At 73.1% G+C, this 14,705-nt stretch carries 12 protein-coding genes; 9 read left to right on the top strand and 3 right to left on the bottom strand.

The features are described 5' to 3' along the window. Positions 1-164: 164 nt before the first annotated feature. The 7 genes from AC5L36_RS07450 (at position 165) to AC5L36_RS07420 (ending at position 7,451) form a co-directional block, all read left to right on the top strand. A complete protein-coding gene (locus AC5L36_RS07450) occupies positions 165-974 on the top strand; it encodes a hypothetical protein (protein ID WP_441220948.1) in 810 nt (269 codons plus the stop codon). A 329-nt stretch (positions 975-1,303) separates the two neighbouring features. Continuing rightward, positions 1,304-2,164, top strand: a complete 861-nt coding sequence (locus AC5L36_RS07445) for a DUF1028 domain-containing protein (protein ID WP_441220946.1) — start codon at positions 1,304-1,306, stop codon at positions 2,162-2,164. Positions 2,165-2,192: 28 nt separating this feature from the next. Continuing rightward, the gene (locus tag AC5L36_RS07440; protein ID WP_441220944.1) at positions 2,193-3,065 is read left to right on the top strand and encodes an RNA polymerase sigma-70 factor; all 873 of its coding nucleotides are present in this window, start codon (positions 2,193-2,195) and stop codon (positions 3,063-3,065) included. A 68-nt stretch (positions 3,066-3,133) separates the two neighbouring features. Continuing rightward, complete coding sequence (locus AC5L36_RS07435) at positions 3,134-4,483, top strand: NAD(P)/FAD-dependent oxidoreductase (RefSeq protein WP_441220942.1); 1,350 nt, start codon at positions 3,134-3,136, stop codon at positions 4,481-4,483. Beyond that, positions 4,467-4,832, top strand: coding sequence for a sigma-70 family RNA polymerase sigma factor family protein (locus AC5L36_RS07430; protein ID WP_441220940.1), 366 nt, complete (start codon positions 4,467-4,469; stop codon positions 4,830-4,832). The genes AC5L36_RS07435 and AC5L36_RS07430 overlap by 17 nt, the downstream gene beginning before the upstream one ends. A 52-nt stretch (positions 4,833-4,884) precedes the next feature. Further along, a complete protein-coding gene (serA, locus tag AC5L36_RS07425) occupies positions 4,885-6,099 on the top strand; it encodes a phosphoglycerate dehydrogenase (RefSeq protein WP_441220938.1) in 1,215 nt (404 codons plus the stop codon). After that, complete coding sequence (locus tag AC5L36_RS07420) at positions 6,096-7,451, top strand: FAD-binding oxidoreductase (RefSeq protein WP_441220937.1); 1,356 nt, start codon at positions 6,096-6,098, stop codon at positions 7,449-7,451. Before serA ends, AC5L36_RS07420 begins: the two co-directional genes overlap by 4 nt. 74 nt (positions 7,452-7,525) lie before the next feature. Here the strand turns inward: AC5L36_RS07420 and AC5L36_RS07415 are convergent, their stop codons facing one another. The 3 genes from AC5L36_RS07415 to AC5L36_RS07405 all read right to left on the bottom strand — a co-directional run bounded on the left by AC5L36_RS07415 (position 7,526) and on the right by AC5L36_RS07405 (position 9,828). Further along, positions 7,526-8,578, bottom strand: a complete 1,053-nt coding sequence (locus AC5L36_RS07415; RefSeq protein ID WP_441220935.1) for a lytic polysaccharide monooxygenase auxiliary activity family 9 protein — start codon at positions 8,576-8,578, stop codon at positions 7,526-7,528. Positions 8,579-8,727: 149 nt separating this feature from the next. Next, a complete protein-coding gene (locus AC5L36_RS07410; RefSeq protein ID WP_441220933.1) occupies positions 8,728-9,354 on the bottom strand; it encodes a DUF305 domain-containing protein in 627 nt (208 codons plus the stop codon). Positions 9,355-9,453: 99 nt separating this feature from the next. Beyond that, the gene (locus tag AC5L36_RS07405; protein ID WP_441220931.1) at positions 9,454-9,828 is read right to left on the bottom strand and encodes a DUF6153 family protein; all 375 of its coding nucleotides are present in this window, start codon (positions 9,826-9,828) and stop codon (positions 9,454-9,456) included. Between the two features lie 150 nt (positions 9,829-9,978). Here AC5L36_RS07405 and AC5L36_RS07400 point away from each other — a divergent pair, with 150 nt between their 5' ends. Both AC5L36_RS07400 and AC5L36_RS07395 read left to right on the top strand, forming a co-directional pair. Beyond that, entirely contained in the window at positions 9,979-13,545 is a 3,567-nt protein-coding gene (locus AC5L36_RS07400) for a S8 family peptidase (RefSeq protein ID WP_441220929.1), read from the top strand. After that, positions 13,542-14,525 carry a transcriptional regulator TrmB gene (locus AC5L36_RS07395; RefSeq protein WP_441220927.1) on the top strand — a complete coding sequence of 328 codons (984 nt, stop codon included), beginning with the start codon at positions 13,542-13,544 and terminating at the stop codon, positions 14,523-14,525. The genes AC5L36_RS07400 and AC5L36_RS07395 overlap by 4 nt, the downstream gene beginning before the upstream one ends. The last annotated feature ends 180 nt before the right edge of the window (positions 14,526-14,705 follow it).

Raw genomic sequence — 14,705 nt, 5'->3', positions numbered from 1 at the left:
GGTCAATGGATTTGTCGGTTTATCGCCGCTGCGTATCCACGGCCCTGACCAGCGTCTCCAGCGTTTCCCCCCGCGGCACCCCGCACCTCACCCAGCACCGCTGGCCGAGGCTTTACCGGCCTGGACAGTCCGGGCACGTCCAAACTTTCGGGGGGAACATCTCCATGCGACAGAACACCCGTGTACTCCGCCGGCGCATCCTCGGGCTGGCAGCCGCCACCGCCGCGGCCGCGTCGGTCGGGGTCGTGGCGCTGGCGCCGCCGGCGTCCGCCGCGGTGACCAAGATCGAGGGTACGGCCGCCGACGCCGCGGGTCTCGCGCCGACCGTCAACCTCTACCGCACCCTGCTCGGCGACCCCAACAACGGCAGCACCCTGGGCAGCCAGCCCGCCGGTCGCCGGGAGATCAACTGGGACGGCACGCCGGACGCGCAGTCGTCGCCCAACGCGCTGCCGCGGGACTTCTTCAACACGACAGTCCCGCGGGGTGCGGTCTTCGCCAGCGGCAACAACAAGTTCCAGGTCAGCGCGGACAGCGCCAACCCGACCAACACGCCGGTGCGCTTCGGGAACATCAACCCGCAGTACCCGAACATCTTCGGCACGTTCAGCCCGGAGCGGCTCTTCACTCCGGTGGGTACCAACCAGATGCGGATCAACTTCTTCCAGCCCGGCAGCACCTGGCCGGCGACGGTGAAGGGGTTCGGTGCGGTCTTCACCGACGTCGACCTGGCCAACAGCACGAAGATCGAGCTGTACGACCAGTGGGGCGGCCTGATCTGGTGGCAGAACGTGCCGAAGGGGCAGCAGGCCAACAAGAGCCTGTCGTTCCTCGGCGTGAAGACGGACGCCGACATCTACGAGGTCCGGATCACCACCGGCAACCGCCCGCTCGGCGCGAGCAACAACGACGGGGGTAGCTGGGACGTCGTCGTGATGGACGACTTCCTCTACGCGGAGCCGCAGCCGATCTAGGCAGCTCCCCGCGCCGGTGACGGCCCTCTCGCCCAAGCCGGCGAGGGGGCCGTCGCCCTTTGTGATGTCCGCGGTGGTCCAGACCGATCAACGATCGGGCGTGCGTCGTCGTCTTTTGTCCCGGGTCCGCGTCAGCGGCGGGCCGCCGCTCCCGCCGGAGACCGCGCGGGCCGGCGGCTCGCGGGGCGAGCCGAAATCCCCGGCCCGCGCTGCCAGCCCCGCGCGCCAAGCCCCAACGATCGTGGTACGCAACCGCCCCCATAGGGGCACCCAAATACCACGATCTGTCGCCGTAGCCTGGGCCCACGCCGTTAGCTAGCCTCGCGAGGGTGACGTTCTCGATCGTTGCCCGCTCCGACGACGGGCGGACGCACGGGGTGGCCGTGGCGAGCAAGTTCCTCGCGGTCGGCGCCGTCGTGCCGGCCGCCGAGGCCGAGGTCGGCGCGCTCGCCACCCAGGCGTACGCCAACCTCGCGTACCGCCCGCAAGGCCTCGCCCTGCTGCGCACCGGGGTGGCGGCCGCCGACGTGGTCGCCGGGCTCGTCGCCGCGGACCCGGGGCGGGCGCAGCGGCAGGTCGGGGTGGTCGGTGCCGAGGGGGACGGCGCGACCTTCACCGGCGGCGGATGCCACGACTGGGCGGGCGGTGCGGCCGGGCCCGGATGGGCGGCGCAGGGCAACATCCTCGTGGGCCCGGAGGTGGTCGACGCGATGCGGGACGCGTGGCTCGGCGCCGCCGCCGAGCCCTTCCCGGCCCGGCTCGTCGCCGCGCTGGGCGCCGGGGACCGGGCCGGCGGCGACCGGCGCGGGCGGCAGAGCGCCGCGCTGCTCGTGGTCACCAAGGGTGGCGGGTACGGCGGCGGCAGCGACGTCCTGATCGACCTGCGGGTCGACGACCACCCGGACCCGGTCGCGGAGTTGCGCCGGCTGCTCGACATCCACGGCCTGCTGTTCGGGCGGTCCGATCCGGCGGACCTGCTCGACCTCGACGGCCCGCTCGCCGAGGAGGTCGCCGCGCTGCTGGCCGCCACCGGCCACCCACCGGGCGGCGACGGCCTGGACGCCGCGCTCGCCGCGTGGGCCGGCGTGGAAAACCTGGAGGAGCGACTCGTGCCGGGCCGGATCGACCCGGTCGTGCTCTCGCACCTGCGGCTCGGCGCGGTGAGAGATCAAGCGCACGGCGCCGGTTGAGCGGGGCGCGGCCAGTAATCTTGGTCGCGTGGCGGATCTGGACGAGGCGGCAGCCGTCTTCACCAGCCTGCGGCCGCGCTTGTTCGGCATCGCGTACCGGATGCTCAGCAGCGTCGCCGAGGCCGAAGACGTCGTGCAGGACGTCTGGCTGCGGTGGCAGGCGACCGACCGTGACGCGGTGGTCAACCCGGCCGCGTTCCTGGCCACCACCACGACCCGGCTGGCCATCAACGCGCTCCAGTCGGCCCGCGTACGCCGCGAGACGTACATCGGCCCGTGGCTGCCCGAGCCGGTCGACACCAGCGCCGACCCCTACCTCGGCGCCGAGCGCGGGGAGGCCCTGGAGTTCGCCGCCCTGCTGCTGATGGAGCGGCTCACCCCCAACGAGCGCGCCGCCTACGTGCTGCGTGAGGCGTTCGACTACCCGTACGCCCAGATCGCCGACATCCTCCAGGCCACCGAGCCGGCGGTACGCCAGCTGGTCAGCCGGGCCCGCAAACACATGGCCGGCGAAAAGCGCGCCCCCGCCACGGCCGCGGCCCAACGGGAGTTGCTCACCTCGTTCGTCGAGGCCGCCCGCACCGGCGACATGAGCGGGTTGGAACGGCTGTTCGCGGCGGACGTGACGAGCTACTCGGACGGCGATGGCGCGGCGCGCGTGTCCCGGCGCCCGGTGGTCGGCGTCGGGCGGGTGGCGAAGTTCGTCACCGCCGTCGCGGGCTGGTTCTGGATCGGCGTCGATGTCGAGTGGGCGAGCACCAACGGGCAGACCTCCGCCGTGCTGCGCCGCGACGGCAAGGTGTTCGCGGTCCTCACCGTCAACGCGTCCGCCGACGGCATCGACCAGGTGATGTGGATGTTCAACCCGACCAAGATCGCGGGGGTGTCCCTGCCGGCCTGACCGCTCCCGTGTCACAAACCAGCGTGCTGTCCGGTCATAGCTGGTGACACGAGAGAAGTGAGGACGAGATGCGGACGATCCTGGTGGTCGGTGGCGGATACGCCGGCTTCTACACGGCGTGGAAGTTGGAGAAGAAGCTCCGGCGGGACGAGGCGCGGGTCATCGTGGTCGACCCGAGGCCCTACATGACCTACCAGCCTTTCCTCCCGGAGGTGCTGGCCGGGTCGGTCGAGGCCCGGCACGCCGCGGTGTCGCTGCGCCGCCACCTCCACAAGACCAAGCTCGTCACGGGTACCGTCGTGGCCGTCGACCACGCGCACCGGACCGCCACCGTGCGGCCGGCCGACGGTCCCGAGTTCGCGCTCGGCTACGACATCATCGTCGTCACCGCCGGCGCGGTCACCCGCAAGCTGGCCGTTCCCGGCGTGGCGGAGCAGGCGATCGGCATGAAGCACGTGGAGGAGGCGGTGGCGATCCGCGACCGGCTGCTGACCGCCTTCGACCGGGCCGCGACGCTCGAGCCGGGGCCGCTGCGCCGAAAGTTGCTCACCGTGACGTTCGTGGGCGGTGGTTTCTCCGGCGTCGAGGGCTTCGGCGAGCTGCTGTCCCTGGCGAGGTCGCTGCTGCGCAGGTACCCCGAGGTGGACCCGGCCGAGCTGCGGTTCCACCTGGTGGAGGCGCGGGACCGGATCCTTCCCGAGGTCACCGACGAGCCCGGCCGGTGGGTAGTGCGGTCGCTGGAGAAGCGCGGGGGACAGGTGCACCTCAACGCCCAGGTCGTCTCCGCGCGCGACGGCCACGTGGTGCTCTCGACCGGCGTGGAGTTCGACTCCGACCTGATCGTCTGGACCGTCGGCAACGCCGCCAACCCGATGGTGCGCAGCCACACCGACCTGCCCATCGACGAGCGCGGGATGCTGACGGTGCGGGCCGACCTGCGGGTCGGCACCGAGAGCGACCCGGTGCCGGACGCCTGGGGCGCGGGTGACGACGCGGCCGTGCCGGACCTGGCCGCGGGCCGGCCCGGCGTCGCCACGGTGCCGAACGCCCAGCACGCCGTGCGGCAGGGCAAGCTCCTGGCCAGAAACATCGTGGCCAGCCTCCGCGGGCGCAAGACCAAGCCTTACCTGCACCACAGCCTCGGCACGGTCGCCACGCTCGGCCTCGGCCGGGGCATCTTCCAGTACCGCCGCATCGTGATCAAGGGGCTGCCGGCCTGGCTGATGCACCGGGGGTACCACGTGCTGGCCGTGCCGAGCTGGGAGCGGAAGGTCCGGGTGCTGGCGATCTGGCTGACCGCCGCGGTGTTCGGCCGCGACATCGTCTCGCTGGCCGCGGTGCAGGAGCCGCGGGAGGCGTTCGTGACCGGTGGCGAAACGGAGCAGGGTGCCCGGCGCGAGTATGCGCGAGCCGCATGAGGATGTCGTGCGCGGGTTCGCCGATGCCTGCCGGGTAGGCGACGTCGTCGCGCTCCGGGCCGCCCTGGACGCCGCCGCCGTCGCCGTGTGCGACGGCGGCGGCGTGGTGCCCGCACCCCGGCGGCCGGTCCACGGCGCGGAGGAGGTGGCGCGGCTCGTCGCCGTGCTGCTGTGCGGGCGGCCGGGCACCGAGCTGACCGTCGAGTCCGTCAACGGCCGTGCCGGGCTGGCGCTCCGCCGCGCCGGACACGCCGTGGCGGTGGTCGCGGTCGAGCAGGTCGGCGCGCGTGTCGCTGTCCTCTGGATCACCCTCAACCCCACCAAGCTGCGGGGCTGGCACCGCCGTTGACTACGATCTGGACCTGGGCTTTTAGCCGAGATCCGCGACTGGATTGGACGTCATGGCCGGCCACGAAACGCTGCGCGCACTGCTCCTGGAGAGCATCCACCCCGACGCCGTCTCCCGGCTGCGTGCCGCGGGATGCGCCGTCGAGACAGTTTCCTCCGCCCTCGACGAGGAGGAGTTGATCGAGCGCGTGCGGGGCGTACACCTGCTGGGTGTGCGGTCCAAGACGCAGGTGACCGAGCGGGTCCTGGCGGCGAGCCCGCACCTGCTCGGGGTCGGCGCCTTCTGCATCGGCACCGACCAGATCGACCTCGCGGCGGCCGCGCGGTCCGGCATCGCGGTCTTCAACGCGCCGTTCTCCAACACCCGCAGCGTGGTGGAGCTGGCCCTCGCCGAGATCGTCATGCTCGCCCGCCGGGTGGTCGAGAAGAACAACTCCATGCACGAGGGTGTGTGGGACAAGGCCGCCACCGGCAGCCACGAGGTCCGCGGGCGGACGCTCGGCATCGTCGGGTACGGCAACATCGGCACCCAGCTGTCCGTGCTGGCGGAAAACCTCGGCATGCGGGTGTACTTCTACGACACCGCCGACAAGCTCGCGCTGGGCAACGCCAAGCGCTGCGACACGCTCGACGAGCTGCTGGAGGTGGCCGAGACGGTCACCCTGCACGTCGACGGCCGCCCCGGCAACAGCGGCTTCTTCGGCGAGGAGCAGTTCGCCAAGATGCGGCCGCGGAGCCTGTTCCTCAACCTGTCCCGCGGCTTCGTCATCGACTACCCGGCGCTGCGGCGACACCTCCAGAGCGGCCACATCGCGGGCGCGGCCGTCGACGTCTTCCCGGAGGAGCCGAAGGGTCGGGGCGACGAGTTCAAGTCGGAGCTGCGCGGCCTGCCCAACGTGATCCTCACCCCGCACATCGGCGGCTCGACCGAGGAGGCACAGGCCGACATCGGCGGGTTCGTGGCCAACAAGCTGGCCCAGTACGTCAGCGAGGGCAACACCACGCTGAGTGTCAACCTGCCGACCATCGCGCTGCCGCAGCAGCCGCGCACCCACCGCATCGCCCACGTGCACCGCAACACGCCGGGCGTGCTGGCGCAGGTCAACAGCATCCTGGCCGAGCACGCGGTCAACATCGAGGGTCAGCTGCTGGCCACCCGCGGCGAGCACGGCTACCTGCTGACCGACGTCGGCGTCGACTACTCCGAAGACGTGCTCACCCGGCTGCGCGAGATGGAGCAGACCATCCGCCTGCGAGTCCTCTCGTGAGCGACCTGGAGGACGAGCTGCGGGCGGTGGTCGGCCCGGCGCACGTGCTTGTCGACGGAGACCTGCGCGCGCCGTACGAGACGGACTGGACCCGACGCTTCACCGGCGGCGCCCGCTGCGTCGTGCGGCCGGCCAGCACCGCTGAGGTGGCGGCGGTGGTGCGCGCCTGCGCGGCCGCCGGCGCCCCGATCGTGGTGCAGGGCGGCAACACCGGCCTCGTCGGTGCGGGCGTACCGGCCGGCGGCGAAGTGCTGGTCAGCCTCACCCGGCTTAGCCAGCTGGACCCGGTGGACCCGGTCGAGGCCCAGGTGACGGCGGGCGCCGGCGTGACCCTGGAGAAGCTCCAAGGCCACGCGCGGGCCGCCGGGCTCGACTTCGGCGTCGACCTGGCCGCCCGCTCGGCCGCCACGGTTGGCGGCATGATCGCCACCAACGCGGGCGGCATCCGCGTGCTCCAGCACGGCAGCATGCGCGCCCAGGTCGCCGGCCTCGAGGCCGTGCTGGCCGACGGCACCGTGCTGACCAGGCTGACCGGGCTGGCCAAGGACAACACCGGCTACGACCTGACCCAGCTGCTGGCCGGCAGCGAGGGCACGCTCGCCATCGTGACGCGGGCGCGGCTCCGGCTGGTACCCCTGCTGCCGGCGCGGGCGGTGGCCCTCGTCGCGGTGGCCGGCACCGACGCGGCCCTGGATCTGCTCGCGGCCGCCCGGGCGCGACTGCCCAGCCTGTCGGCGGCCGAGATCTTCTACCCCGACGGCCTCGACCTGGTCCGCTCGTACGCCAAGCTGCCCGCCCCGTTCGCCGACGCCGCCGGCGCCTACGTGGTGCTGGAGTGCGCCGCCCGCACCGACCCGACCGACGACGTGCTGGAGATGCTCTCCACCTGCGAGGCCGTCGACGACGCCACGGTGGCGTCCGACCGCGCCGGCCTCGAACGGCTGTGGTCCTACCGCGAGTCGCACACCGAGGCGATCAGCACCGCCGGCGTGCCGACGAAGCTCGACGTGTGCGTCCCCCTGGGCGAGCTGTCCGCGCTGGTCGCCGAGCTGCCCGCCACGGTGGCGGCGGTCGCGCCCGCCGCCCGCGCGATCCTGTTCGGCCACCTCAACGAGGGCAACCTGCACGTCAACGTGCTCGACGCCGGAGAGCGCGCCGAGGAGGTCACCGACGCCGTGCTGCGCCTCGTGGCCGCGCACCGGGGCAGCATCAGCTCCGAGCACGGCGTGGGCCGGGCCAAGGCGCCCTGGCTCTCGCTCTCCCGAGCACCGGAGGAGATCGCCGCCATGCGCCGGATCAAGGCCGCCCTCGACCCGGCCGGCCTGCTCAACCCGGGCGTACTCCTCGACTAGGCAGGCCGCGGGAGCCGCGGGCGCGGTGCCGTTGCGGCGGGGCGGCACGGTGGGTGCCGCCCCGCCGCCCTACGTCAGCTGGCCGTACAGGTCAGCGTCGGCGCGGTGTTCGTGCCGTTCCAGGTGCCGTTGAACCCGAAACTCGTGCTCTGGCCGGCGTTCAACCGCCCGTTGTAGTTGGCGTTGGCGGCGGTTATCGCCGCGCCGCTCGCGGTCAGCGTCGCGTTCCACGAGCTGGTGATGCTCTGGCCGTTGGCCCAGGTCCACCGGACCGTCCAACCACTGATCGCGGCGCTGCCCGCGGTGACCGTCACGGTGGCGTTGAAGCCGCCGCTCCACTCACTGCTCTTGGCGTACGCCGCCGTGCACGCGCCGTTGCCCGGCGGCGGTGTCGTGACCGGCGGGGTGGTGACCGGCGGCGTGGTCACGGGCGGAGTCGTCACGGGCGGCGTGGTGCTGGTGCCGCCGCCGAAGGTGACGTCGCTGCACAGGTAGTACGGCTGGTCGAGGTGGCTCGCCTGCCAGATCGTGTAGACGACGTGCCGGCCGGTGCGGTTGCCCGCGTTGACCTGGGCCTGGTAGAGCCCGGTGGTCGGGTAGCTGCCGGTGCGCTGGATCAGGTCCAGGCTGCCCCAGGTGAGCGGCGTGCCCGGGTTGTAGCCCTGCTTGGTGATGTAGATCAGCAGGTAGTCGGCACCGTGCTTCGCCTGGTCCGTGATGGTCAGCGTGAAGTTGTTCGGTATCGGCTTGGCCACCCACTCGCCAACCGCGTCCAGCGAGGCGTACAGCCCGCCCTGGGTGCGGCCGCCGCTGCACAGCTGGCCGTCCGGCACCGCGGCCTGGTGGTTGCCGCCCACGCCCTCGCGGAACAGCCCGTTCCAGTTCCACATGGTGTTGGGGTTGGCCTGCCAGGCCTGGGCGCACATCGGGTCGGTCTGTGCCATGGTGGGGTTGAGGTGGTCGTCACCCCAGCGCTCCCAACATCCGTAGTTACGCGACGGCGGGTCGGTGGTGGAGCCGTGCGCCGAGGCCGGGTTGGCCTGGGCGATGACGATCATCGTGAACGCGGCCGCCACGATGGCGACCGCGCCGAGCGCGAGCTGTTTGGCCCGCTTCGAAGCCTGCATGAAACGCTCCAGCGTCGAGTGAGCGGGTAGGGGAAGACTGCCCGCGCCGGCTTGGCGGCTCCCGCGCCGATCGTACATATTCAATTCACATGTGTGAATGCTGGGGTGGTCCCGGCGCCCGCGGTGGACGCCGGGACCACCCGGGCCGGTCAGAGGGTGCCGAGCAGGGTCTTCATCTGCTGAATCTCGGCGGTCTGGTCAGCCTCGATCTTCTTCGCCAGGGCCTTGGCGTCCGGCTGTTGGCCCTGCTGTTGCTCAGCGGTGGCCATCGACAGTGCCCCCTCGTGGTGGCGGATCATCATGTCCAGAAACATCCGGTCGAACTCGCCGCCGCTGGCCTTCTCCAGACCGGCCATGTCGGCGTCGCTCATCATTCCCGCGTGGCTGCCTCCCATGTCGTGACCGCCTTCGGTGGTCGACGGCATCGGTGCGCCCCAGGTGGCCAACCACCCGGTCATCACGCTGATCTCCGGCGCCTGCGCCCCCGCGATCTTGGCGGCGAGCGCCTTCACCTGCTGGTTGGCCGCGCGGGTGCCGGCGAGTTCGGCCATCTCCACGGCCTGCTGGTGGTGCGGGATCATCCCCTGCGCGAACCGGACGTCCGCGTCGTTGTGTCCGGCCACGCCCGCCGACGCGCTGGCGTCGGCGCCCGGCTGCCGCTGGCCGGTGTGACCGCTCTCGCCGTCCGCGTCACCGCCGCAGGCGGCGGCGAACACGAGCAGGGCGGTCGCCGAGACGAGGCCGCCCGCGCGGCGAATGGCTGCGTTGTCACGCATAGTTGATCGACTCCTTGTAGGTCATCGTCGCGATGTCATGGGCAGCGGCCGACGACCGAGCACCCGATGTGGCGTGTCGGTGGTCGGCGGGGAGTCGGCTTATACGCGTAGCAGCGAGAGCTCTGCCAGACCCGGCGGCCCGCGACCGCTGCCGTCCCCGGCTTCGGACGCGGCCGTCCGCGCGCTCAGCAACGGCGGCTCGACCGGCGGCGCGGGCGCCACGGCCAGGGCCGGGATGCCATCGGGGCCGTTCGACCCCTGGTGGGGCTGGCATACCTGGCCCGGATGGCTGTGCGATGGATCGGGGCAGTCGTCGCCCTCCGCGTGCGGGCAGTGACCGGGTGCCACCAGCGCCGCGTGCGCCGCGGGCGCCGGCCGGGTGTGTGCGGCTGGCCCGCCGGCGAGCTGGTGCATCGCGACCAGCCCGGCCGCCACGGCGACGAGGACCACCCGTCGTGCCAGCGCTCTACCCACGTTTCTCTCTACGTCCCCGGCGCCGCGGCGGCTCAACCCGCGGCGGTGCTGACCGGGCCGGGCGGCGCCGGTGGCGGGATCGCGCCATGGCGCAACTCCGCCACGAGCGGACTATTCACGCGGTGGCCGGCGGCACGGTAGACCTCTGCCATGCCCCGCACGAAGATCCTCACCTGCCTCGTCGCGCTGACCCTCGCCGCGACGGGAAGCGCTGGAGGTGCGCCCGCCCAGGCGGCGCCGCGCACACCCGTGGGCCAGGCGACGACGGCCACCCACACCGTCACGCTGGTCACCGGCGACGTCGTCACCGTCACCACCCACGCGGGCGGTGAGCAGACCGCCGAGGTGGACCGGCCCGACGAGGCGACCGGCGGGGTGCACGTCCAGGAGAGCGGCGGCGACCTCTACGTCCTGCCCGACGAGGTGCTGCCGCTGCTCTCCGCCGACCGGCTGGACCGGCGGCTCTTCAACGTCACCGACCTCGTCGAGATGGGGTACGACGACGCGAAGACCGCGACCGTCCCGCTCATCGCCACGTTCGACCCCCGGAAGCGGGCCGCGACACCCGCCGGCGGCCGGGTGGTGCGCCAGCTGCCCAGCGTCGGCGGCGCCGCGCTCACCGCGGACAAGAAGCGGGCCCGCGACTTCTGGACCGCCGCGGCCGGCGGTGGCGGCATCACGAAGCTGTGGCTCGACGGCCGGGTCGAGGCGGCGCTGTCCGAGAGCGTGCCGCAGGTGGGCGCGCCGCAGGCGTGGGCGGCCGGGTACGACGGGACCGGCGTGACCGTGGCGGTGCTCGACACCGGCGTGGACGCCACCCACCCGGACCTGGCCGGCCAGGTCGGCGAGAAGGTCAGCTTCGTGCCGGGCGAGGACACCTCGGACGTCGACGGGCACGGCACCCACGTCGCCTCGACGATCGCCGGCACCGGCGCGGCGTCCGGTGGCGCGCTCAAGGGCGTGGCGCCCGGCGCCGACCTGATCGTCGGCAAGGTGCTCGGCAACGACGGCTACGGCGCGGACTCGTGGGTGCTGGCCGGCATGCAGTGGGCCGCCGAGTCCGGCGCCGACGTGGTCAGCATGAGCCTGGGCGACGCCGCTCCCACGGACGGCAGCGACCCGATGTCGGCCGCGGTGGACGCACTCTCCGCCAGGTACGGCACGCTCTTCGTCGTCGCGGCCGGCAACTCCGGGCCGGAGACGATCGGCGCGCCCGCCGCCGCCGCGAGCGCGCTCACCGTCGGCGCGGTCGACAAGCAGGACGCGCTGGCGTACTTCTCCAGCACCGGCCCCGTCTTCCGCACCGGCGCCGTCAAGCCGGACATCGCCGCGCCGGGCGTCGACATCAACGCCGCCCGCTCGCAGCAGATGCCCGAGGGCACCGGGATGTACCGGTCGATCAGCGGCACGTCGATGGCGACGCCGCACGTCTCTGGCGCGGCGGCGATCCTGGCGCAGCGGCACCCGGACTGGTCCGGCCAGCGCCTCAAGGACGCGCTGATGAGCACCGCGAAGGGCGTGGACCACACGCCGTACGAGGTGGGCGCCGGCCGGCTCGACGTGGCGGCCGCGGTCACCAGCGCGGTGACGGCGACCGGGTCCGTCTACTTCGGAGCGTTCGACTGGCCGCACGAGCCGGGCGACGGACCGGTGGCCAGGACGGTCACGTTCACCAACGACGGGGCGGCCGCGCGCACGCTGCGGCTGTCGGCCGCGGCGCCCTTCACCGCACCCGGCGAGGTGACCGTGCCGGCCGGGGGCGCCGTGGACGTCACCGTCACCGGCGACCCCACCGCGGCGGACCCGGGGCGCCACACCGGCTACCTCGCCGGCACCGACGCCGCCACCGGCGAGCCGGTCACGCGTACCGCCCTCGGTCTGGTCAAGGAAGACGAGCGCTACGACCTGACCGTCAAGCTCGTCGACCGGGACGGCCGGCCGGCCAAGGCGCGGGTGGTCCTCAACCGGGCCGGCGACTTCTGGCCCTCGGCCTACGACGTGGACGGCGCGCTGACCCTGCGGCTGCCGCCCGGCACGTACTCGGCGGCGTCCTATCTGGACGTTCGCGGCGAGCGGCCGGACGCGCTCGGCCTGGCGCTGCTCGTGGCGCCCGAGACCGTCCTGGATGGACCGGCGCAGGTGGTGCTGGACGCTCGCCGGGCCCGCCTGCTGGACACCGCCGCGCCCGGCCGCACCGAGGACCGCCAGGTCAAGCTCGACTTCTCCGTCGAGTACGCGGACGGCGGCGAGTTCCGGGACGCGTACATGATCCCGGTACGGTACGACGACCTCTACGTGCTGCCGACGAAGAAAGGCACCCGGTCGGCGTTCACACTGGCCACCCGCTGGCGCAAGGGCGAGCCGCCGCTGACCGTGAGCTGGTTCGGCGACACCACCGTGCAGCCCGGCTCCACGCTGACCGGCGGCTCGGGCCGGCACAAGGTGGTCTACGCGGGGACCGGCGCGGACTTCGCCGGCGTCGACGCGAAGGGCAAGATCGTCGTGGTCACCCGCAGCGACGCGGTCGGCCCGGAGGAGCGCGCCGCCAACGCGGTCGCCGCCGGTGCCGCGGTGCTGCTCGTCGTCAACGACGCTCCCGGCGTCCTCAGCGAGTACGTCGGCGAGCGGCCGATCCCGGTCGCCTCGGTGCACCGGGACGCGGGCGCCGCGCTTGTCGCCCTGGCCAAGACGGAGCGGCTGACCCTCGGCGTCACCCAGCGGCCGTACACCACGACGGTCTACGACCTGACCCGCAACTACGCGGGCGCGGTGCCGGACCGGCCCCTGACCTACGAGCCGAGCCATCGGGACCTGGCTCGGATCGACGCGCGCTACCACGCGGTCGAGGACGGCGAAGGGGCCGGCTTCCGGTACGACATGACGTTCACGCCGAGCGTCGGCTTCCGCGAGCGGGAGTGGTACGCCGGCACCCGCACCGAGTGGGTCACGCCCGACCAGGTCTGGCACGAGTCGCACCAGCAGGGCATCTGGACGGACACCTCGTACCACGACGCCTACCGCAAGGGCACCACGACGCGGCTGGACTGGTTCGCCCCGGCCACCCGCCCCGCCTTCAGCCGCACCTTCGGCGTCCAGAATGGACGGTACCGGGACTACCTGACGGTCAACGCGCAGGCGTGGAGCCCGTCCGGGGAGACGCTGGAGCACGGCGGCTACATGGAGTGGGGCGAGCTGCCGACGCACCTGAAGCTGTACCAGGGCGGCAAACTGCTGCACGAGAACACGCAAGGCGCCGACCTCCAGTGGGCGGAGGTGCCCGCCGGCACGCTGCCGTACCGCCTGGTGCTCGACGCGTCCCGCCCGGCCGAGCGGTGGCGGCTGTCGACGCGCACCCACACCGAGTGGGACTTCGTCTCCAGCTCCAACGACGCCGACGACTTCGTCCCGCTCGCGCTGCTCCAACTCGACTACCGGCTGGAGACCGACCTGCGCGGCGACGTGAAGGGCGGCACCACCCAGCGGATCGGCGTGACGGCGGGCCCGCAGCCCGGCGGCACCGGCACCGGCCGGGTCACCTCGCTGTCCCTCGACGTCTCGTACGACGACGGCGCCACGTGGCGGAAGGTCACCCTCCACAACGGAGTCGGCACCCTCAAGCCGCCGAAGCACGGCTACATCTCCCTGCGCGCGTCCGCGGCCACCGGCACTGGCTGGCGGATCAGTCAGGAGATCGTCCGGGCGTACGGGCTGCGATGAGGCCGTTCGACGGGTGGGCGGGCGCGCCGATGCTCGCCGCGCTGGGGCTGAGCCAGGAGGAGGAGTCCGCCTACCGCGCGCTGCTGGGCGTGCCCACCGCGACGGCCGCGGACCTCGGCGGGCCGGGTGCGGAGGCGGCGCTGGCCCGCCTTGTCGACCTCGGCCTGGCGATCCCCACCGGTGTCGACGCGTACGCCGCCGCGCCGCCCGCGATGGCGCTCGGCGCGCTGCTCGGCGCCCGCCGCGACGAGCTGCGGGCGGCCGAACGGGCCCTCGTCACGCTCGCCGAGGAGCATCGGGCGGCGGTGGCGGGGCGCAGCCTCGACGAGCTCATCGAGGTGGTCAGCGGCGTCGACGCCATCCGCCACCGGTTCCTCCAGGTGCAGGCGGCCGCCCGCACCCAGATCCGGACCTTCGTCACCGCACCGTTCGTGGCGGTGCCGCCCGGCGAGAACCCGGCCGAGGACGCGGCGGTTGGCCGCGGCGTACGGTTTCGCGTCGTCGCGGAACGCTCGGTGCTCGCCCAGCCCGGCGCGGTCGGCGAGACGGTGTCCTCGCTGCGCAACGGCGTCGAGGTACGCGTGGTCGACGCGCTGCCGATAAAGCTCGTGCTGGCCGACGACGACCTCGGCCTGGTGCCGCTGGCCGCCGAGCCCGGCGGCGAGCCGGGCGCGGTCCTGCTGCACCGCAGCGGCCTGCTTTCCGCACTGGACGCCCTTTTCGAGAACGTGTGGCGGCGCGCGTACCCGCTGGAGCCGACCGGCGACGGCCTCGCCGAACGGGACCGCGACGGGCCCAGCGAGCTCGACCGCAAAATCCTCGCGCTGCTGCTGGCCGGGCTCACCGACCAGGCCGTGGCGACCCAGCTCGACCTGTCGCTGCGCACACTCCAGCGGCGGGTGCGCCACCTGCTCGACCTCGCCGGCGTCGAGTCCCGCATGCAGCTCGGCTGGGTCGCCGCCCGAAACGGCTGGGCCTGATCGACCATCCTTTGCCCTTTACGGCTAAAAGAACCAGTTCAGGTCCCGGGTCGCGTCACCGGCGGACCGCCGCTCCCGCCGGAGACCGCGGAGGCCGGCGGCTCGCTGGCGCGAGCCGAAATCCCCGGCCTCCGCTGCCATCTCCGCGGTGCAAGCCCGATAGGCCAAGCGTCGCGGCAG

The organism is Phytohabitans sp. LZ39 (assembly GCF_059359075.1).
This window is presented reverse-complemented; position numbering and strand designations above follow the sequence as displayed.

Excerpts from the sequence above, each read along its gene's own strand:
- AC5L36_RS07450 (WP_441220948.1), top strand. The coding sequence starts at position 165 with ATGCGACAGAACACCCGTGTACTCCGCCGGCGCATCCTCGGGCTGGCA.
- AC5L36_RS07435 (WP_441220942.1), top strand. The coding sequence starts at position 3,134 with ATGCGGACGATCCTGGTGGTCGGTGGCGGATACGCCGGCTTCTACACG.
- AC5L36_RS07430 (WP_441220940.1), top strand. The coding sequence starts at position 4,467 with ATGCGCGAGCCGCATGAGGATGTCGTGCGCGGGTTCGCCGATGCCTGC.
- serA (WP_441220938.1), top strand. The coding sequence starts at position 4,885 with ATGGCCGGCCACGAAACGCTGCGCGCACTGCTCCTGGAGAGCATCCAC.
- AC5L36_RS07415 (WP_441220935.1), bottom strand. The coding sequence starts at position 8,578 with ATGCAGGCTTCGAAGCGGGCCAAACAGCTCGCGCTCGGCGCGGTCGCC.
- AC5L36_RS07410 (WP_441220933.1), bottom strand. The coding sequence starts at position 9,354 with ATGCGTGACAACGCAGCCATTCGCCGCGCGGGCGGCCTCGTCTCGGCG.
- AC5L36_RS07400 (WP_441220929.1), top strand. The coding sequence starts at position 9,979 with ATGCCCCGCACGAAGATCCTCACCTGCCTCGTCGCGCTGACCCTCGCC.
- AC5L36_RS07395 (WP_441220927.1), top strand. The coding sequence starts at position 13,542 with ATGAGGCCGTTCGACGGGTGGGCGGGCGCGCCGATGCTCGCCGCGCTG.